The 18,895-nt window shown below is 61.8% G+C and carries 16 protein-coding genes and 1 pseudogene; 9 read left to right on the top strand and 8 right to left on the bottom strand.

The features are described from left to right. Nucleotides 1–2 precede the first annotated feature (2 nt). Nucleotides 3–2,657 (bottom strand): alanine--tRNA ligase, encoded by a 2,655-nt coding sequence (gene alaS / locus AC1DM5_RS01710; RefSeq protein WP_477819426.1) that lies wholly within the window; start codon nt 2,655–2,657, stop codon nt 3–5. Nucleotides 2,658–2,810: 153 nt separating this feature from the next. Next, nucleotides 2,811–3,902, bottom strand: a complete 1,092-nt coding sequence (gene recA / locus AC1DM5_RS01705; RefSeq protein ID WP_007826290.1) for a recombinase RecA — start codon at nt 3,900–3,902, stop codon at nt 2,811–2,813. A gap of 229 nt (nt 3,903–4,131) precedes the next feature. Here recA and AC1DM5_RS01700 point away from each other — a divergent pair, with 229 nt between their 5' ends. Further along, a complete protein-coding gene (locus AC1DM5_RS01700) occupies nt 4,132–5,076 on the top strand; it encodes a carbohydrate kinase family protein (RefSeq protein ID WP_477819424.1) in 945 nt (314 codons plus the stop codon). A 30-nt stretch (nt 5,077–5,106) separates the two neighbouring features. After that, nucleotides 5,107–6,033 carry a pseudouridine-5'-phosphate glycosidase gene (locus tag AC1DM5_RS01695; RefSeq protein ID WP_477819423.1) on the top strand — a complete coding sequence of 309 codons (927 nt, stop codon included), beginning with the start codon at nt 5,107–5,109 and terminating at the stop codon, nt 6,031–6,033. Between the two features lie 78 nt (nt 6,034–6,111). Here AC1DM5_RS01695 and cckA read toward each other — a convergent pair whose 3' ends face one another. Continuing rightward, nucleotides 6,112–8,715, bottom strand: a complete 2,604-nt coding sequence (gene cckA, locus AC1DM5_RS01690) for a cell cycle histidine kinase CckA (protein ID WP_477974492.1) — start codon at nt 8,713–8,715, stop codon at nt 6,112–6,114. A 303-nt stretch (nt 8,716–9,018) separates the two neighbouring features. Here cckA and AC1DM5_RS01685 point away from each other — a divergent pair, with 303 nt between their 5' ends. Continuing rightward, nucleotides 9,019–10,161, top strand: a complete 1,143-nt coding sequence (locus tag AC1DM5_RS01685; RefSeq protein ID WP_477819421.1) for a flagellar biosynthetic protein FliO — start codon at nt 9,019–9,021, stop codon at nt 10,159–10,161. A gap of 95 nt (nt 10,162–10,256) precedes the next feature. Here the strand turns inward: AC1DM5_RS01685 and dksA are convergent, their stop codons facing one another. Continuing rightward, nucleotides 10,257–10,676 (bottom strand): RNA polymerase-binding protein DksA, encoded by a 420-nt coding sequence (gene dksA, locus AC1DM5_RS01680; protein WP_007826301.1) that lies wholly within the window; start codon nt 10,674–10,676, stop codon nt 10,257–10,259. 277 nt (nt 10,677–10,953) lie between these two features. Here dksA and AC1DM5_RS01675 point away from each other — a divergent pair, with 277 nt between their 5' ends. From AC1DM5_RS01675 to AC1DM5_RS01655, 5 genes and pseudogenes are all read left to right on the top strand, one after another. After that, nucleotides 10,954–11,448 carry a SixA phosphatase family protein gene (locus tag AC1DM5_RS01675; protein WP_477974490.1) on the top strand — a complete coding sequence of 165 codons (495 nt, stop codon included), beginning with the start codon at nt 10,954–10,956 and terminating at the stop codon, nt 11,446–11,448. A 72-nt stretch (nt 11,449–11,520) separates the two neighbouring features. Beyond that, nucleotides 11,521–12,996: a YcjX family GTP-binding protein gene (locus AC1DM5_RS01670; RefSeq protein WP_477819420.1), complete on the top strand. Its 1,476-nt coding sequence runs from the start codon at nt 11,521–11,523 to the stop codon at nt 12,994–12,996. After that, complete coding sequence (locus AC1DM5_RS01665) at nt 12,993–14,072, top strand: YcjF family protein (RefSeq protein WP_477819419.1); 1,080 nt, start codon at nt 12,993–12,995, stop codon at nt 14,070–14,072. Before AC1DM5_RS01670 ends, AC1DM5_RS01665 begins: the two co-directional genes overlap by 4 nt. 211 nt (nt 14,073–14,283) lie before the next feature. Further along, a complete protein-coding gene (locus AC1DM5_RS01660) occupies nt 14,284–14,835 on the top strand; it encodes a hypothetical protein (RefSeq protein WP_477819418.1) in 552 nt (183 codons plus the stop codon). Between the two features lie 389 nt (nt 14,836–15,224). Next, nucleotides 15,225–15,443, top strand: a pseudogene (locus tag AC1DM5_RS01655) (hypothetical protein); the annotation flags it as partial. 87 nt (nt 15,444–15,530) lie between these two features. On the opposite strand, the gene folK reads toward AC1DM5_RS01655, so the two are convergent. From folK to folP, 3 genes are all read right to left on the bottom strand, one after another. Continuing rightward, on the bottom strand, nt 15,531–16,058 hold the full coding sequence (folK, locus tag AC1DM5_RS01650) for a 2-amino-4-hydroxy-6-hydroxymethyldihydropteridine diphosphokinase (protein WP_477819417.1): 528 nt from the start codon (nt 16,056–16,058) through the stop codon (nt 15,531–15,533). Beyond that, nucleotides 16,039–16,407: a dihydroneopterin aldolase gene (gene folB / locus AC1DM5_RS01645; RefSeq protein ID WP_477819416.1), complete on the bottom strand. Its 369-nt coding sequence runs from the start codon at nt 16,405–16,407 to the stop codon at nt 16,039–16,041. The genes folK and folB overlap by 20 nt, the downstream gene beginning before the upstream one ends. A gap of 138 nt (nt 16,408–16,545) precedes the next feature. Then, entirely contained in the window at nt 16,546–17,439 is an 894-nt protein-coding gene (gene folP / locus AC1DM5_RS01640; RefSeq protein ID WP_477819415.1) for a dihydropteroate synthase, read from the bottom strand. Nucleotides 17,440–17,541: 102 nt separating this feature from the next. On the opposite strand from folP, the gene AC1DM5_RS01635 reads away from it, so the two are divergent. Further along, nucleotides 17,542–18,171, top strand: a complete 630-nt coding sequence (locus tag AC1DM5_RS01635) for a DUF922 domain-containing Zn-dependent protease (RefSeq protein WP_477819414.1) — start codon at nt 17,542–17,544, stop codon at nt 18,169–18,171. A gap of 298 nt (nt 18,172–18,469) precedes the next feature. Here the strand turns inward: AC1DM5_RS01635 and AC1DM5_RS01630 are convergent, their stop codons facing one another. Further along, nucleotides 18,470–18,790 carry a 2Fe-2S iron-sulfur cluster-binding protein gene (locus tag AC1DM5_RS01630; protein ID WP_113325670.1) on the bottom strand — a complete coding sequence of 107 codons (321 nt, stop codon included), beginning with the start codon at nt 18,788–18,790 and terminating at the stop codon, nt 18,470–18,472. Nucleotides 18,791–18,895: the final 105 nt, after the last annotated feature.

The raw sequence follows: 18,895 nt of genomic DNA, 5'->3' as shown, positions 1-18,895 counted from the left end.
GATCAGCCTGCAATTGCCGCTGCAACAGCCTCAAGCGCCTCGTCGGCCTTGGCTCCGTCAGGGCCGCCGGCCTGCGCCATATCAGGACGACCGCCGCCACCCTTGCCGCCGAGCGCTGCGGAGGCAACGCGCACCAGATCGACCGCACTGAAACGATCCACGAGATCGGGCGTCACGGCAACGACAGCACTCGCCTTGCCATCTTCGGACACGCCGATCAGCGTCACCACGCCGGAGCCGATGCTGGCTTTGCCGTCATCGGCGAGGCCCTTGAGATCCTTCGGATCCACACCGGCCACGGCCTTGCCGAGGAACTTCACGCCGGCGACGTCGCGCACGGCATCGGCAGAACCGCCCTGCCCGCCACCCATGGCGAGCTTGCGCTTGGCATCGGCCAGTTCCTTTTCGAGCTTGCGGCGCTCGTCCATCAGTGCCTCGACGCGCGACAGCACTTCCGACGGCTGCACCTTAAGAGAGGCGGCAAGCGTCTTCACACGATCGTCCTGTTCGGCGAGATATTCGCGCGCCGATTCACCGGTCACCGCTTCGATACGGCGAACGCCCGCGCCGACGGCGCTTTCGCCGAGGATGCGCACGAGGCCGATCTGGCCGGTCGCCGACACATGCGTGCCGCCACAGAGCTCGACCGAATAGGGCCTGTTGGCCTTGGCACCATGCAGACCCGTACCCATCGAAACGACACGCACTTCATCGCCATACTTCTCGCCGAACAGCGCCATGGCGCCTTCCGCGATGGCATCATCGACGCTCATCAAGCGGGTCGTCACGGGCGCATTCTGCAGAATGATCTCATTTGCCATTTCTTCGACGACCTTGAGTTCTTCCGCCGTCATCGGCTTCGGATGCGAGACGTCGAAACGCAGGCGCTCGGGCGCGACCAGCGAACCCTTCTGGGCGACGTGGGTGCCGAGCACTTCGCGCAGCGCCTCATGCAGAAGGTGGGTCGCAGAGTGATTGGCGCGCAGGCGCGAGCGACGTGCATGATCGACCGTCAGCACGACCGCATCCCCGGCCTTCATCACACCTTCAATGACCGTACCCAGATGCACGAACAGGCCTTCGCCCCTCTTCTGCGTATCCGAAATCTCGATCTTGCCATGGTCGGTCGAGATCACGCCCGTATCGCCCATCTGGCCGCCGGACTCGCCGTAGAACGGCGTCTGGTTGACGACGATCTGCACCTTGTCGCCGGCCTTGGCCTCGTCGGCAACGGCGCTGTCCTTGACGATCGCCTGGACGACGCCTTCAGCCGTTTCAGTGTCGTAGCCGAGGAATTCGGTCGCGCCGTGCTTTTCCTTGAGCTCGAACCAGACGGTTTCCGTGGCCTTCTCACCGGAGCCGGCCCAGTGCGAACGTGCCTCGGCCTTCTGGCGCTCCATGGCATCGGTGAAGCCGGAGATATCGACGCCGATTTCGCGGGCGCGCAGCGCATCCTGAGTCAGGTCGAGCGGGAAACCGTAGGTGTCGTAGAGCTTGAAGGCGGTCTCGCCATCCAGCATGTCGCCCTTGGAAAGGTCGGTAGACGCGTCTGACAGAAGTGACAGGCCACGCTCCAGCGTCTTGCGGAAGCGGTTTTCCTCGAGCTTCAGCGTTTCGGAGATCAGCGCCTCGGCGCGCACCAGTTCCGGATAGGCGCGGCCCATCTCCTGCACCAGCGTCGGCAGCAGCTTGTACATCAGCGGTTCCTTGGCGCCGAGAAGCTGTGCGTGGCGCATGGCGCGGCGCATGATGCGGCGCAGCACGTAGCCACGACCTTCGTTCGATGGCAGCACGCCATCGGCGATCAGGAAGGCAGAGGAGCGAAGATGGTCGGCGATGACGCGGTGGCTGGCGCTGCCCTCTGCCTTGGCACCCATCGTATCCTCGATGGTGCCGATCAGCGTGCGGAAGAGGTCGGTGTCGAACACGCTCTGCACGCCCTGCAGAACGGCAGCCATGCGCTCCAGGCCCATGCCTGTATCGATCGACGGGCGCGGCAGCGGGTTGCGAACGCCGGGCTCGGTCTGCTCGAACTGCATGAAGACGAGGTTCCAGAATTCCAGGAACCGGTCGCCATCCTCTTCCGGAGAGCCGGGAGGGCCGCCCCAGACATTCTCGCCCTGGTCGATGAAGATTTCCGAGCACGGGCCGCAGGGGCCGGTATCGCCCATCTGCCAGAAATTGTCCGAAGTCGGGATGCGGATGATCTTGTCGTCGGAAAAGCCGGCGATCTTCTTCCAGAGCACGGCGGCTTCTTCATCTTCGGAATAGACCGTCACCAGCAGGCGGTTCTTCGGCAGGTCAAAGCCTTCGGTGACGAGCTTCCAGGCAAGCTCGATAGCATTCTCCTTGAAATAATCGCCGAAGGAGAAGTTGCCGAGCATCTCGAAGAAGGTCAGGTGGCGCGCAGTATAGCCGACATTGTCGAGATCGTTATGCTTGCCGCCGGCGCGTACGCACTTCTGCGAGGTCGTCGCCGTCGAATAGGGACGCTTTTCCAAGCCGGTAAAAACGTTTTTGAACTGTACCATGCCGGCATTGGTGAACATTAGCGTCGGGTCATTGCGCGGCACGAGCGGGCTCGATGGAACGACCTCATGGCCGTTCTTCTTGAAGTAGTCGAGGAAGGTCGACCGGATATCGTTTACACCGCTCATTTCATGCCCTTCGATGCTGCCAGCAGGCAGGTAAAATTAAATCCATCGGCTTTTATCGTTCGACCCTGCCACTGTCCAGCAAACAAACAAAACCGGCCGCATTCTCGTGAGAGAACGCGGCCGGTGCTGAATTGCCTCAGCGGTCAGGGCGAATTACATGTCGCCGGCATCACCTGCATCGTCGCCGGCGTCAGGGCCGCCGTTCTGCAGGAAGCGGTCGGCAATCAGGCCGGCGTTCTGGCGCAGCCCCGTCTCGATCTCGCGGGCGAGATCCGGATTGTCACGCAGGAAGATCTTGGCGTTTTCGCGACCCTGGCCGAGGCGCTGGCTGTTATAGGAGAACCAGGCGCCCGACTTCTCGACGATGCCGGCCTTGACGCCGAGGTCGATGAGTTCGCCGGTCTTGGAAACGCCTTCGCCATACATAATGTCGAATTCGACCTGCTTGAAGGGAGGCGCCATCTTGTTCTTGACGACCTTGACGCGCGTCTGGTTGCCGATCACCTCTTCGCGCTCCTTGACCTGGCCGATGCGGCGGATGTCGAGGCGGACGGAGGCATAGAACTTGAGCGCGTTACCACCTGTCGTCGTTTCCGGTGAGCCGAACATGACGCCGATCTTCATGCGGATCTGGTTGATGAAGATTACCATGGTGTTCGACTTGGAGATCGAAGCCGTCAGCTTTCGCAGCGCCTGGCTCATCAGGCGGGCCTGAAGGCCCGGCAGGCTGTCGCCCATTTCGCCTTCGATTTCGGCGCGCGGCGTCAACGCGGCGACCGAGTCGACGACGAGGACGTCGATGGCGCCGGAGCGCACCAGCGTATCGGTGATTTCAAGCGCTTGCTCGCCGGTGTCGGGCTGGGAGATCAGGAGGTTCTGCAAATCGACGCCGAGCTTGCGGGCATAGACAGGATCGAGAGCGTGTTCGGCGTCGACGAAGGCGCAGATGCCGCCCTTCTTCTGCGCTTCGGCAATGGTCTGCAGCGCGAGCGTCGTTTTACCAGAACTTTCCGGACCGTAGATCTCGATGATACGGCCCTTCGGCAGGCCGCCGATGCCGAGCGCGATATCGAGGCTGAGCGAACCAGTAGAAACCGTTTCGATCTCGACGATGCTCTCGTTCGAGCCGAGTTTCATGATCGAGCCCTTGCCGAATGACCGCTCGATCTGTGAGAGTGCCGCTTCGAGCGCCTTGCTTTTGTCCACCGATTTGTCCTCTACGAGCCGCAATGAATTCTGAGACATTCGATCCACCTTTAGGTTATTGACGCTGCTCTAGCAATGTCGCCGCTGATGCGAAGTTTGTACCTGATTTGTTCTAATTTCGCAATGGGGTTGCAAATAATTGAAAGAAAAAGGTAAAACGGCCCGTGTTCTATTTTTGTTTTATCGATGCAAAGCAACGGCTTAGTGCTTCGCTTGCGCTGAATGCCGGCGTTTTGGAGCCTATTCGATTCGCTCGGGGAGAGCAGAAATGAGCGGCAAGATTCTTGTTCTCGGTGGCGCCCATATCGATCGCCGCGGCCGCATTGCCGGGGAGACGGCACCCGGCGCCAGCAACCCTGGAACATGGTTCGAGGAACCGGGCGGTGGCGGCTTCAATGCGGCACGCAATCTCGCCCGGCTCGGCTTCGAGGTGACGATGATTTCGCCGCGCGGCGGCGACCCGATCGGCGAGATGGTAAGCGAGGCGGCCGATTTTGCAGGAATAAATGACCGCCCCTTCGTCTTCCTCGACCGCAAGACGCCAAGCTATACGGCGATCATCGAGAAGGACGGCAATCTGGTCATCGCACTGGCCGACATGGAGCTCTACCGCTTCTTCGTGCCGCGGCGACTATCGATCCGCTGGGTGCGTGACGCCTTCGCCGCCACCGATTTCATCCTCTTCGACGCCAACCTGCCCGAGGACACGGCTGCCGCGATCGTCGCAAGGGCCAAGGCACTCGGCAAGCCGGTAGCGGCAATTGCTATTTCGCCGGCCAAGGTGGTGCGCCTCCTGCCCTGCCTCGAAGGTATCGACTATCTATTCCTCAACGAGGCCGAGGCCGCAGCGCTGGCTGGCCACCGGCCGGATGAAGCCGCCGGCTGGCCGTCCCTGCTCGGTGACATCGGCATCGGCGGAGCGGTCGTCACGCGCGGCCAGCGCGAACTCGTCGCTTTCAAGGACGGGCGGGCGCTTGTCTTGCAGCCGCCGATCTCGGACAATGTCGCCGATGTCACGGGTGCGGGAGACTCGCTGGCGGCCGGTACGCTCTCGGCCCTCATGCTCGGCTATCCGCTCGAAGAGGCGGTCCGCCATGGTGCAGCGGCAGCGGCTCTCACCGTACAGTCACCGCACGCCGTCAACGAAAATCTCTCGCGGGAACTGATCCGCGACATGCTTTCGCTTGTCCCGGCGGCAAGAATTCTGCAATGAAGCGGCAACATCGATAAACGGATACGGATCATGACCAAACCCTTCTCGCCCCTGCTGCCGATCTCCTATTCGAAGGAAGTGGCCGCCGCCAAGCAGCGCGGCGCCCCGATCGTCGCCCTCGAATCGACCATCATCACCCATGGCATGCCCTACCCCGGCAATATCGAGATGGCGCGCAGCGTCGAAGCGATCATCCGCGATCAGGGTGCCGTTCCCGCCACCATCGCCGTCATCCACGGCACGCTGCATATCGGCCTCGAGGCCGCCGAGCTGGAACAGCTTGCTCAGGCCAAAGACGTGATGAAGGTATCGCGCGCCGATATCGCCTTCTCGATCGCCGAGCGTCGCACCGGTGCCACCACGGTTGCCGCGACCATGATTGCGGCCGCACGTGCCGGCATCAAGGTCTTCGCGACCGGCGGCATCGGCGGCGTGCATCGCGGCGCTGAAGAAACGTTCGATATCTCCGCCGACCTCGAAGAGCTCGCCCGCACCGGCGTCATTGTCGTCTGCGCCGGCGCCAAGGCGATCCTCGATATTCCGAAGACGCTGGAAGTGCTGGAGACCCGCGGCGTGCCGGTCGTGACCTATGAAAGCGACGAATTCCCGGCCTTCTGGTCGCGTTCATCAGGCATCCGCAGCCCGCTGACGCTGAACAGCCCGGCGGCGATCGCCAATTTCCAGACGACGCGCGAACAGCTCGGCATCGACGGCGGCATGCTGATTGCCAACCCGGTTCCGGAAGCCGATGAAATCGCCCGCGAGGAAATGGAAATCTACATTGAGCGTGCGCTTGATAGCGCCGAGCGCGACGAAATCACCGGCAAGGCGGTAACACCTTACCTGCTGAGCACGATCTTCGACCTGACCGACGGTCAGAGCCTGAAGACGAATATTGCGCTGGTGGAGAACAATGCGCGGCTTGCGGCAGAGATTGCTGTGGCACTTGGCGAGTAAGCCAACATCTGGCGGGCTGGCCCCGCCAACGATCCATCGCGGAATGACTTGAGGGGCGCACAGCGCCCCTTAATCATATCAGCTATCCAGCGTCTCTTTCACCGCTACAGCCAACTGCTTCAGCGAGAACGGCTTCGGCAGGAACCCAAACTTCGCTTCCGGCGGCAGGTTGCGGGCGAACGCATCCTCTGCGTAACCGGACACGAAGATGAACTTCAGATCCGGATAGCTCTTGCGCAATTCGCGCAGCAGCGACGGTCCGTCCATTTCAGGCATCACCACGTCGGAGACGACGATATCCACCTTGCCTTCGAGCTCCTCCATGATCTCAAGGGCCTCGACGCCGGACCCCGCCTCGTGGACCGTATAGCCACGCGTCTCCAGCATGCGTTTGCCGCCGCGCCGCACCGCTTCTTCGTCCTCGACGAGCAGGATGACGGCTGAACCCGTCAGGTCTTCCGGCTGCTTCGGCTGGACGAGTTCCACAATCTGCGCACCGCCGGCCGCAACGGCCTGACCGGCGGCTTCCGCTTCCGCAGCGACTGCCGGTTCGACGATATGGCGCGGCAGGAAGATACGGAAGGTCGTGCCCTTGCCGACTTCCGATTCCGGCTGGATATAGCCGCCGGATTGCTTGACGATGCCGTATACCATGGCAAGGCCGAGACCTGTGCCCTTGCCCACGTCCTTGGTCGTGAAGAAGGGCTCGAAAATCTTGTCCATGATCTCGGGCGCAATGCCGGTACCGGTATCGGTCACCTCGATCAGCACCATGTCTTCATGCGGCATATAGGAATAGTTGAACGCGGCAACTTCCGCTGCCGGCAGATTACGGGTGCGCAGCGTCAGCGTACCGCCATCCGGCATGGCGTCGCGGGCGTTGACACAGAGATTGATCAGCACCTGCTCGAATTGCGAAAGATCGGTTTTGACAGGCCAGAGATCGCGGCCATATTCGACGTCGAGCTTGACATTGGTACCCGAAATCAACCGRTCGACCAGCATGCGCAGGTCGCCGACGACATCGGTCAGGCTCAACACCGTTGGTCGCATCGTCTGCTTGCGCGAGAAGGCGAGAAGCTGGCGCACGAGCACCGCCGCGCGGTTGGCATTACGCTTGATCTCTATCAGATCGGCGAAGCTCGCATCTGCAGGTCGCGCCTGCAGTAGCAGATGGTCGGAAGACAGCAGGATCGCCGTCAGCACGTTGTTGAAATCGTGCGCGATGCCGCCGGCAAGCGTGCCGACCGCATTCATCTTCTGCGTCTGCGCCATCTGCGCTTCCAGCGCCTTCTGCTCGGTCACTTCCACCGCATAGACGATGGCCGCCTCCTCCGGCGCCTCGTCGCTCTGGTCGATGACTGCATTTACATAGAAGCGGAAGAAGCGTGCGTCATCGGTCGGCGTGCGGGAATYGATCGGCGGGATGTCGCCCTGGCGATCCTTGGCGGCGGCGAGTGCCGCGGCAAGCTGCGGCCGGTCGCTGTCCTGCACGATCGTTTCCATCAGCGCGCCGCGCTCCAGATCGTCACGCGAGACGATATTGGAGAAAAGCTTCAGGAAAGGCGCATTGGTACGCAGGATCTTGCCATTGCCGTCGACGGAGGCGATCGCCATTGGCGTGTTGTTGAAGAAGCGCGTGAAGCGCATGGCGGCCGCCGATGCCGACTGGCCGTTCTCACTGTCCTTGTCACGCGTCAGCACGATCGTCCGGCTCTCGCCGGGCGCCCCGTCGCGCATGGAGGTGACGCGGTGGATGATCTGCACCGGCAGGCTCTGGCCGTTCGATTTGCGCAGGTCGAGGTCCAGCGTCACGGTCTTCTTCAGCCCCGGCTCGGCCTGTACCGACTGGATTAGCGCCAGCCCCTCACCCGCGACGAGATCGCCGATGTTCATCGATCCAGGCATGAATTTGGTGAGATCGAGCCCCAGCCATTCCGCAAGCGTGGCGTTCAGATAGAAGATCTCGCCCTTGCGCCCGGCGGAGAAGAAGCCTGCCGGAGCGTGGTCGAGATAATCGATCGCGTTCTGCAGCTCCTTGAAGAAGCGCTCCTGATCCTCACGCTCGGCGGTGATATCGATGATCTGCCAGATCTGCAGCGGCTTGCTGTCGCCCTCTTCCGGCTTCAGGAGCCGCGCTTTCAGGCGATACCAATGCGCGCCGGCGTTGCTTCCGGGGCCAACGGCCCGCAGCAGGCGGAATTCTTCGCGCCCCTCCCGGCCCTCGCGCAACCCGTTCACCAGCCGGTAGAGCGCCTCGTTCGATTCGCGGTGGCGCGACAGCAGCGTTTCCAGTGTCTGCACCTCGGTCGCCTTGCGCGCGCCGGTCAATGCGCCATAGGCGGCATTGGCATAAACGATGCGGCCCTTCTCGTCGGTGATCAGCGTTCCGTCGGGATGGCCGTTCAGGAAAGCGCGCGCCAGGCTGTCTGACTGGCGCTGCGGCATGACCTCGATGAAGCCGATGACGGAGGAGACGAGAAAGAAGATGCCAACCATGGCGAGAACGCCGAGACAGCCGAGCACCAGCTCGTTGCCGAGCGAATCCTTGAAGAAGACGAAGGCCGCCGCCGCCGCAATCAGCACGATCGCCAGCAGGATGATGCGTATCGCCGTGCCAGAACGCCCCCCACGATCCACAAGCGGCGCGTTATAGTCGTCGACCTGACGCGATTTCGTCATCTATTCCTCGCATAAGCCCTTCCGGCCGCGCTCGTAACACCGCTACGAAGCAGGAATCAGGCAGTCTTTCCTTCTTATCAACTTGCTGCGCCCGCAAAAACAGCAGGTTTCGTTAGACTGCTTGAATTCACAGGCAAACGCGCCAATTTGCCCGTAATCCCGCCGGTGCCGCAGCGAGCGCCCGGCCAAATAGTTGCACAACACGAAATCGCGTTCGCCGGTGACTGGACAGACCCGCCGGCTCTTGCCTAAGGAGCGGAAAAGTCGTCTGTTGTGCCATAATGCGAAATGGAGTGAGTGCCTATGTTCGATGATGTTGTAGGGGCTTACGGTAGCCGCTTCCTGCTTGCCGCCGGTGGCGTCGGTATTGCCCTCATCCTGCTCATCGCCGTTCTGTGGTTCCTGCGCGGCCGCGCGCCCTCGCCTTTTGTCCGCGGTGGTCGCAACCGCCAGCCGCGCCTGCAGGTGCTCGATGCCGCCGCCGTCGATGCCCGCCGTCGCCTGGTGTTGGTGCGCCGCGACAATGTCGAACATCTCGTCATGATCGGCGGCCCCACCGACATCGTCATCGAAAGCCGCATCCTGCCGGAAACCGAAGCCGAAACCGGAAGCGATTTCCGCCCGCAGCCGGTCGAGGAACGCCAGGTCGTTCAGGAGCGTGCAGCCGTCCAGCCGCGCCGCGAGCCGCAGCAGGCCCCGCAGCCGAGGCCGGTCGCCACCCCCGTCGCACCATCTGTGGCGGCAAGCGCCGAACCCGATTTCGAACCCTACAGCCCGGCACCGGCACCAGTCATCGTCCCGGTCATCGCCCCGCCGGCCGAGCCGGTTCGCCAGCGCCCCGAACCTTCGGTCGCTCCGGCAGTCACGCCACCCATGTCTGCCCAACAGATGCCTGCCCAGCAGATGTCGGGCCAGCAGGCTCCCGCGCCACAGGTTTCCGCTCCGCCGCTCACGGCCGAACGTGATGGCCCGCAGCGCATGTCGCAGCTTCAGCCGCGCCAGCCCGAACGCCCCGCTCCGCAACCCGTGCCCGATGCCGCCAACGCTGCAGATATCCTCGATGCAGCCCGCCAGCGGGTGTTGCCGCAGGAGCGCATCGAACCGGAAGTGTCCACTCCGGCGGCTCAGAGCGCTCCCGCTGTTTCGCGCGGCGCCCCAGTCGCGACGGAAGATGGCGGTTTGCAATCGGCTGCCATCCGCCGCGATTTCCAACGCATCCTCGATGATGAAATATCGGCCAATCCGGCCGCCGAGCGCGTGGTTCCCGTACCCAATACGCAGGCACGCCCTGCCCCGCAGCCTGGTGTTCCTCAGTCCGGCTCTCCTCAGCCAGGCTCAATGCCGCGCCGCGACCCCGATATGGCACCGATCACGGGTGCGGATGCCGCACTTCAAAAGGAAGTCGCCCGCATCTTCGGCGAAATGAGCGTCAATCGCGACAAGTAAAAGCCGGAGCCATATGGCCCCAGAGCAAAGAGCACCAAAACAAAAAGCACCGCGATCGTCTCGCGGTGCTTTTTTCATTGCCGGTTCGGAAGTGATTATTCGTCCCGGTAAACCTTTTCGCGACGCTCGTGGCGTTCCTGCGCTTCGATCGACAGCGTGGCGATCGGGCGAGCGTCGAGGCGTTTCAGGCCGATCGGCTCGCCGGTTTCCTCGCAGTAGCCGTAAGTGCCATCTTCTATGCGCTGCAGGGCTGCGTCGATCTTGGAGATCAGCTTTCTCTGACGGTCACGGGCGCGTAGTTCGATAGCCCGGTCGGTTTCGGAGGATGCACGATCTGCGAGGTCAGGGTGGTTTGCGCTTTCCTCAGCCAGGTGGTCGAGTGTTTCGCGCGCTTCTCTAAGGATATCGTTTTTCCAGGCAACCAGCTTGGCTCTGAAATAAGCGCGCTGGTTCGTATTCATGAACTCCTCGTCTTCCGAGGGAACATAATTGCTAAGATCGATCTTCTCACTCAACGCGATTCTCCTGAAGAACATCTCATCTGGCCGGGTGTATATCCCATGCGCTATCCGCGATTCAAGCCAAATAAGACAGGTAAACAGATTTTTAAATCTGTCATAAATTTGAGCTAACAGTCTATTTTCGCATCATTATTCCGAGCAGCGTTTTTTGCTTGGCCTTCAAAACGCCGTTTTGGGACGCCCCTTTTGCGCTCTTAGAAGCCTGTGGACGGTTGACGTTGCGGGATCGCAACCGCTACTGAAAAGGCTCCGTTCGAAGCTGGATTTGCCCATGGCCGCCCTCCTGCCTCCACCCCATCGGATATACCTCCTGCGTCATGCCGAAGCCGCCTGGRCCGAGCCCGGACAGCGCGATTTCGACCGGCCGCTGAGCAAAAAGGGTTTCGGCGATGCCGAGATCGTCGCCGACCGCGCCGCCGACAAGGGCTACCGTCCGGACATCCTGATCAGCTCGACCGCGCTTCGTTGCCGCGACACCGCCGAGGCCGTGCATCGGGCCATGGGCGAAACGCTCGACATGCGCTTCGTCGACACGCTCTATAACGCCTCGGTCGATACCTATCTCGAAATCATCGATGCGCAGGATGTGGGGAGCGTCATGCTCGTCGGCCATAACCCGACCATGGAGCAGGCCCTATCGGCGCTGATCGGCCAAAAGGCTATGGCAGCCTCTGTGCCGAAAGGCTTCCCGACAGCCGGTCTCGCTGTTATCAGCTATGTCGCTACGACTTCGGCATGGCGTCTCGTCGATTTCGTCATCGACTGAGCTTTCGCGTCGCTTCTTTTTCGGGCAGCGGCCCCTTCCTATATTGCAGGCAGTGCCATCAGGGATTCCGATTTGCCGCCACGCCTGACATCCTTTGCCGACGATGCGCTGATCGCGCTGGATAATCTTGCAGACCGCGCCAGCGGTCTCGTCAATCCGACCATCCGGCTCGGCGTCACCGGCCTTTCCCGCTCCGGCAAGACGGTCTTCATTTCCTCGCTGGTCCACAATCTTCTGCACGGCGGCCGGCTGCCGCTCTTCGAAGCGGTTCAGTCCGGTCGGGTGTCGGCCGTGCGCCTGGAGCCGCAACCCGATGATGCCGTGCCGCGCTTCCAGTATGAGGATCATATCCGCGCACTGGTGAAGGAGCGTATCTGGCCGGATTCCACCCGCGCAATTTCCGAACTGCGCATCACGCTCGATTATCAGAGCGCCAGCTCCTGGACGCGCATGTTCTCGCCCGGCCGCCTGTCGATCGATATCGTCGATTATCCCGGCGAATGGCTGCTCGACCTGCCGCTGCTCGGCAAGGATTTCCGCACCTTCAGCGAGGAAACCATCGCCCTTGCCGCAACCGGCATCCGCGCCGAGCTGTCGAGCGCCTGGCTGGCGCTGACGAAAGCGACGGATATCACCGCGTCTGCCGATGAAATGGTCGCCCGCGATCTCGCCACCAGCTTTGCCGGCTATCTGAAGGCCTGCAAGGCTGACGAACGCTCGCTTTCCACCCTTCCGCCCGGCCGTTTCCTGCTGCCCGGCGATCTCGATGGGTCACCTGCGCTGACCTTCGCCCCGCTTGCCCTGCCCCCGGATGGAAAGCCGGAGCGCGGCTCGCTCTGGGCGATGATGGAGCGCCGCTACGAGGCCTATAAGTCGGTGGTCGTCAAACCCTTCTTCCGTGAGCATTTTGCCAGGCTCGACCGGCAGATCGTGCTGGTCGACGCGCTGCAGGCAATGAACCGCGGTCCGGAAGCCGTGCAGGATCTGGAGCGCGCCCTGACCGACGTGCTTGCCTGCTTTCGCCCCGGCAGCAATTCAATCCTGTCGTCGCTGCTCGGCCGGCGCATCGACCGTGTTCTGGTCGCCGCCACCAAGGCGGACCATCTGCACCACGAAAGCCACGACCGGCTGGACCGGCTGACACGCCGCCTCGTCGACCGCGCCATCGATCGCATCGGCATGGCCGGCGCCGGCATCGATGTCATGGCACTCGCTTCCGTGCGTGCCACGCGGGAGGCAACGGTGCGTCGCGACGGCCACGACCTGCCCGTCATCGTCGGAACACCCATGGCCGGTGAAAAGATCGCCGGTGAAATCTTCGACGGTGAGCGCAAGACGGCGATCTTCCCCGGCGATCTGCCGGAAAATCCCGAATCTCTCTTTGAGCGCATCGAAGCTGGCGACGCGTCGGTCGAGCTGTCCGACGTCAATGTCGTGCGCTTCCGCCCGCCGCAGCTCGAGGAAACCGGCGGCGGCATCAAACTCTCCGTGCCGCATATCCGCCTCGACCGCGCCATGCAGTTCCTGTTCGGAGACCGCCTCGCATGAGCAAGCCCCCGATCGACCAGCCCAATCAGCCGCGCCGCGCCCCCGCCGCCTTCACCTTTGAGGAGGAGAATGCGGCGCCCGAAGCCCCGCGCGTAGAACGCCGCAAGCCGGCAAGCTTTTCCGGCGAGGTGGTGCTGACGCCAGATGAGGAAGATCCCTTCCTCAATCCGGAGCAGGATCTGAGCCCGCTGCCGGTCGCTACTCCGCGCAAGCGGCGCACCTCCTTCGCCAGCATCGCCGCCGGCGCTTTCGGCATTCTGCTGTCGCTCGCCTTCGGCCTCTGGACCGACCGGCTGATCCGCGATCTCTTCAGCCGCGCCGACTGGTTGGGTTATGCCGCGCTTTCCGTTCTCGCGATCGGCATCCTCGCCGTCATCGCAATCGTCATCAGGGAGACGGCGGGCATGATGCGGCTTGCCGCGGTGCAGACCATCAAGGCTGAAGCCGATGCCGCGATTCTGGAAACCCGCCCGGCCAAGGCACGCGCGGTCGTCGCCCGCCTGATGAGCCTGCTCGGCAACAAGCCGGAAACCGCCAAGGGCCGCGCCACGCTGAAGGAAACCGAAGGCGAGGTCATCGACGCTCCGCACCTGATTGCGCTTGCCGAGCGTGAGCTGCTTGCACCGCTGGATCGTCGGGCACGCGCGCTGATCGTCAATTCCTCCAAGCGCGTCTCGATCGTCACGGCCGTCAGCCCGCGCGCCATCGTCGATCTACTCTACGTGCTCTATGAGGCTGCTCGCCTGATCCGCGCCATGGCCGAACTCTATGGCGGCCGCCCCGGCACGCTCGGCATGCTGAGATTGATGCGTGACGTGCTCGCCCACCTTGCCGTGACCGGCTCGATTGCTGTCGGCGACAGCCTTGTTCAGCAGGTGCTGGGCCATGGGCTCGCTTCCAAGCTTTCGGCCCGACTCGGCGAAGGCGTCATCAACGGGCTGATGACGGCGCGGATTGGCATTGCCGCCATGGATCTCTGCCGTCCGCTGACTTTCCGGGCGCTGAAACGGCCGGGAATCGGCGATTTCATCGGCGACCTGACGCCATCGATGACGGCACGCAACGGTAATCCCTGAGCAAAAAGCCGAATTTCGACATATTTAGGCCTTCTTACTTAGGGTACAAAAAATTCAAGCGGATTCAATGCGCTAAAGGCGCAACCTTAGAATCCTTACCTTGCGAAAGCCCTGTATTTCCACGCATTTCGGCGTCCCGGAAAGAAAGCATTAACCATTCTCCGGCAAAACTTCAGACCAGTTCCCGAGTGGTGTTTGCCAAGGAAAATCCATGTACTCGCGCAAGTTTCTTTTTGTATGCGGCCTGGCCGCCGCGGCATTGTCTCCAGTGGCAGACGTCGCTTCCAACGCCACTGCCGCAACCCGCGACAAGGCCTTCTTCGAATCCGTCGCCGGCACCTGGAAGGGGCCGGGTGAAATCGTCGCCGGCAAGTACAAGGGCACGAAATTCACCTGCAATCTCGTCGGTTCGCCGGCTGATGATTCCTCCGCTGGCATCAAACTCGACGGTACCTGCCGCGTCGGTGTCTTCAAGCAGCCGATGAGCGCGGTCATCTCGCAGTCCGGTTCCACCTACAAGGGCAAGTTCCTCGATGGCGCCGAAGGTAAAGGCCTCGATATCGTCTCCGGCGCCGTCAGCGACGATACCGTCGTCGTCGGTATCAATCGCTCCAAGCTGAACGGCGCGATGATTGCCCGCGTTCGCGACGACAAGACCATGAACGTCACCGTTTCGGTCAAGGTCGAAAGCCAGATGGTCCCGGTCATTGGCCTGACGCTGACCCGCCAGGTCGACGAAATGGCTGTCGGCTCGATCCAGTAAGCTATTCATTCGGAACGGATTTTCCTGAAGCGGCGGTTTTCCGCCGCTTTTGCTTTTTGGCTTATAGCGCGCTCGAAAAAAGCCCGCAGAAGTAGGCCCTTTCTCCTGTTGGTCTTGGTCGTCAGCGGCTGTTCTTATGGCCCCGCTGGTCTGCCTTGACACGCCGTTCGTGTGAACCGCCTTGGTTTGCCGTGATGGACACTCTTTTTGCGATTCTTTGCGAGAGCGACTTGATTGCCGTCTCGATAGGAGAACCACTCGGGCGCTGCCGCGTTCCCTATTTTAGTATTTCGTGATGGCATGGGATCATTTCCCGCCACAGGCCGTTCTTCGTAGACGGCAGGGCTTGTCCCTGCGCAGCCACGGAGACGAAGGACATGAACGCAACCAACACGGATACGGAAACCAGGAGCCTGAAGCTCGCCAAGGAATATCTGCGCCTTGGCGGACACCGCCGCTGCAAGATCGACGACAACATCACCACTGTGCGCCAGTGGGAGAAGGATACCCCGGAGGCCGAACGCTTCTGGCAGGAGCAGGTGCAGCCGCTTTCTGCAGCTGACCGCAAGCAGGTCGAGGATTTCCTGCCCAGCATCAATTCGCCCTGAATGCTTGAAGCCGCAGGTCCGATGTCCGATAACTGGATCCATCTCTGCATGCAGCGGATGTTCGCAGCCTGCGCTTGGTGGCCCCCTTTAGGTCTTGCGCCACCAGTCGCGGCTTTCGTCCGCGATCTCGATCCCCGCAATGTCGGCGCCGCTAAGCCAATCGGAAACCGCCCTGCCTCGGACCATGAGTTCGGGCGCGATATCCGCAAGCGGCATCAGCACGAAGCCCCGCTCCGTCATGCGTGGATGCGGCAGTTCCAGCCGAGGCGCATCCTGCGCGACGCCCTCATAAGTCAACACATCGATATCGAGCGTGCGCGGTCCCCAGCGCTCGATACGCTCGCGCTTCATCTCGCGCTCGATCGATAGGCAGAGATCGAGAAGCGCTTCCGGAGCAAGCCGTGTTTCCACCGCCGCGCAGGAGTTGAAGAAATGGGACTGGTCGGTCTTGCCCCAGGGCGGCGTGCGGTAAAGCCGCGAGACGGCGGCCACCCGGCAGTCCGGATGGGCGTCCAGCACCGCAAGCGCTGATGCCATGGACTTGACTGGGTCGCCGACATTGCCGCCGAGGCCGAGCGTTGCGAGACGGAATGGATTATCGGGTACGATGCTCAACGGTCACCTGCACGAAATCGAGCACGCCAGGGATCGGCGCATTCGGCTTGCGCACCGCGATCTTGGCCCTGATAATCTGCGGGAATTTTTTACAAAGCCCCTTGGCGATATCGAATGCCAGCGCCTCGATCAGGTAGCGCCGCTGGCCGACGACGATCTCTTCGATGATGGTGAAGGCGGTGCCGTAGTGAACGGTCTCATCGATGGAATCGTTTTCCAGCGCGCTGCCCGCTTCCACCTCCAGTTCGGCATCCACGAAGAAACGCTGACCGAGGAATTCCTCCTCGGCATGCACGCCGTGGCGGGCGAAGAAGGCGCAGTTCTGCATCAGGATCGTATAGGTACTCATGACGGCCTCCCCCTAAAGCATGTCGCGCAAAAGTGCGTAGCGGTTTTGCGGCAACGACATGCGTAAAACAAAGACTTCAAGCATGTCGCGCAAAAGTGCGTAGCGGTTTTGCGATAACGACATGCGAAAAACAAAGATTTAAAGCGTGGCACCCGGATCTGATGGATCGTGACACGCTCTAGAAGCGTCGTTCCGGGCGGCCAGCATAGCATCGGCTACGGCAAGCGCATCCCTGTTGATTGCGACATTGTGTACCCGGAAAACAGCCGCCCCCTGCAGCCTGAGAAGCGCGCTCGTCGCCGCCGTCGCCGCATCGCGCTCCGCCGGCTCCCGGCCGGTGACGGCGCCGAGGAAGCGCTTGCGCGACGTGCCGGCCAGAAGCGGCAGGCCGAAGCGGTGCAGCTCCTCGAAACGCGCCATCAGTTCCAGATTTTCCTTCGGCGTCTCCTTGGCAAAGCCGAAGCCGGGATCGAGCACGATGCGGTCACGCAGGACACCGGCAGCGGAAGCGATCTCCAGCGAACGCTCGAGAAAAAAGACCTGGTCATCGATGATATCGGCAAGCTTCTGCCGGTCGCGGCCCGTATGCATGATGCAGAGCCCCGCCCCGGTCTCAGCCGATAGCGCAGCGATTTTAGGCTCCTTCTGCAGGCCGAAGACGTCGTTGACGATATGGGCGCCGGCACTGATGGCACGCCGCGCCGTTTCCGCGCGATAGGTATCGATGGAAATCAGTGCTTCAGTACGTCCGCTGAGCGCCTCGATGACGGGCAGTACACGCGCCTGTTCTTCAGCCGGGCTGACGGAGGCCGCATCCGGCCGGGTCGACTCTCCGCCGATATCAAGGATCTCGGCGCCGTCTGCGACCGCCTGCAGCGCGTGCTCGACGGCCCTGTCGACCGTGTCGTAGCGCCCGCCGTCGGAGAAGGAATCCGGCGTCACGTTGACGATCGCCATGATCACTGAGCGCTTGTTGAGCTCGATCTCTCGATCATGGGCCACACGCCAGAAACTGCTATCGAGCTGTTTCACCAGTCTAATCCCGTCGCTAGCCAAAAAAGCCGCTATCCGATATTGCTCTTGCGGTGGCTATGCCCCAAGCTCCGCCAAACTTCAACACAGGTTCAGTTCAGAATGCCGCTTGCGTTGCGTTATATGCGCCTTCCCATCGCCTTTTCCATGATTGCCTTTTTCCTCTGCGGCCCCGCGGCTGCCGAAGTCGTTGCAACGAAAAGCTATTCCTATTTCGATATCAAGGGAAAGACGGCCGACGAGCTGGACGATGAACTGAGCCGCCGTGGCCCGACGGCGAACGGCTCCTCCGCTCGCCATCCCGGCGCCACCAAGATCCGTTTCGGCGGCGAGGCGACTTATATTCAGGAAAATGGCCGCTGCCGCGTCGGCAACGTCAAGGTCACCGTCCACACACAGATCATCATGCCGCGCTGGAGCAACCGCAAGGGCGCGAGCCGTGAGCTGTCGATGATCTGGGATGCGCTGTCGAGCGATATCAGGCGCCACGAGGAGCGCCATGCCGAGATCGCCCGCACTCAGGCGCGTGCCATGGAACGCGAACTCAGGGCGCTGCCTTCGCGGCGCAATTGCGAGGCCATGCAGGAGCTCGTTTCGGATGCGTCGGCTCGCGGGGTGGAAGAGCACGACAAGTTGCAGGCCCGATTCGATCGCGTCGAGGCGGTCAATTTTCAGAATCGCATGCTGCGACTGCTCAACAATAGACTCAAGGGCAAGGGCGGCGAAAGATAAGCTCTTTTTGCCCTCAAGGCGAGCAGAGAACGTTAGCTGCCCAATGAAACTTGTGCGAAGCTTGTGGAACTCCCAGCCTTTTACCGGTCATTTTTCATTCTGGTGGACTCAACCGGAACGCGGTAATATGACTATATTCGAAAGTGCAGTAAGGCAGCTGGCTTTCGTGACTGTGTTCTCCTGGCGCGTTCCGAAGCCGCGGGTGTTCCTCCCTCATCCGTAGGTAATGCGCCCGCCTCGCCTCGCCCGCCTCCGGCGTGCGAGGCTCTCTTTTTGGAAAGAGCCGCGATTTTGGGAGTTAAGCCTGCCGTTCCGGCACGTGCACGGTGAGCCCGTCTAGGGCAGCCTTCATCCTGATCTGACAGGAAAGACGCGAGGTCGGGCGCACGTCGAAGGCGAAGTCCAGCATATCCTCTTCCATCGCTTCCGGCGGGCCGACGATCTCAGTCCACTGCTCGTCGACGTAGACGTGACAGGTCGCACAGGCGCAGGCGCCGCCGCATTCGGCCTCAATGCCGGGCACGGAATTGCGGACCGCATTCTCCATCACGGTGGAGCCTTGATCGACGTCGAGATCGAAGCGCGTTCCGTCAAAGGCGACGATGGTAAGTTTGGGCATCAGGATTAGGTTCCGGTCTTTCGTAGTAGATGGGCGGATTTTCTTCCGACAATTCTGCGCGTCAGTCAACATTGCCGGATCGCCCCGAGATTCGCAGATCGGCCA

Source organism: Rhizobium sp. 01T437 (assembly GCF_056398505.1).
Note: the sequence above shows the minus strand (reverse complement) of the source record. Positions and strands in the feature narration are given on the sequence as shown.

Excerpts from the sequence above, each read along its gene's own strand:
- AC1DM5_RS01695 (WP_477819423.1), top strand. The coding sequence starts at position 5,107 with ATGACCAAACCCTTCTCGCCCCTGCTGCCGATCTCCTATTCGAAGGAA.
- recA (WP_007826290.1), bottom strand. The coding sequence starts at position 3,902 with ATGTCTCAGAATTCATTGCGGCTCGTAGAGGACAAATCGGTGGACAAA.
- AC1DM5_RS01685 (WP_477819421.1), top strand. The coding sequence starts at position 9,019 with ATGTTCGATGATGTTGTAGGGGCTTACGGTAGCCGCTTCCTGCTTGCC.
- AC1DM5_RS01635 (WP_477819414.1), top strand. The coding sequence starts at position 17,542 with ATGCCGCTTGCGTTGCGTTATATGCGCCTTCCCATCGCCTTTTCCATG.
- alaS (WP_477819426.1), bottom strand. The coding sequence starts at position 2,657 with ATGAGCGGTGTAAACGATATCCGGTCGACCTTCCTCGACTACTTCAAG.
- AC1DM5_RS01630 (WP_113325670.1), bottom strand. The coding sequence starts at position 18,790 with ATGCCCAAACTTACCATCGTCGCCTTTGACGGAACGCGCTTCGATCTC.
- folB (WP_477819416.1), bottom strand. The coding sequence starts at position 16,407 with ATGAGTACCTATACGATCCTGATGCAGAACTGCGCCTTCTTCGCCCGC.
- AC1DM5_RS01700 (WP_477819424.1), top strand. The coding sequence starts at position 4,132 with ATGAGCGGCAAGATTCTTGTTCTCGGTGGCGCCCATATCGATCGCCGC.
- AC1DM5_RS01660 (WP_477819418.1), top strand. The coding sequence starts at position 14,284 with ATGTACTCGCGCAAGTTTCTTTTTGTATGCGGCCTGGCCGCCGCGGCA.
- AC1DM5_RS01665 (WP_477819419.1), top strand. The coding sequence starts at position 12,993 with ATGAGCAAGCCCCCGATCGACCAGCCCAATCAGCCGCGCCGCGCCCCC.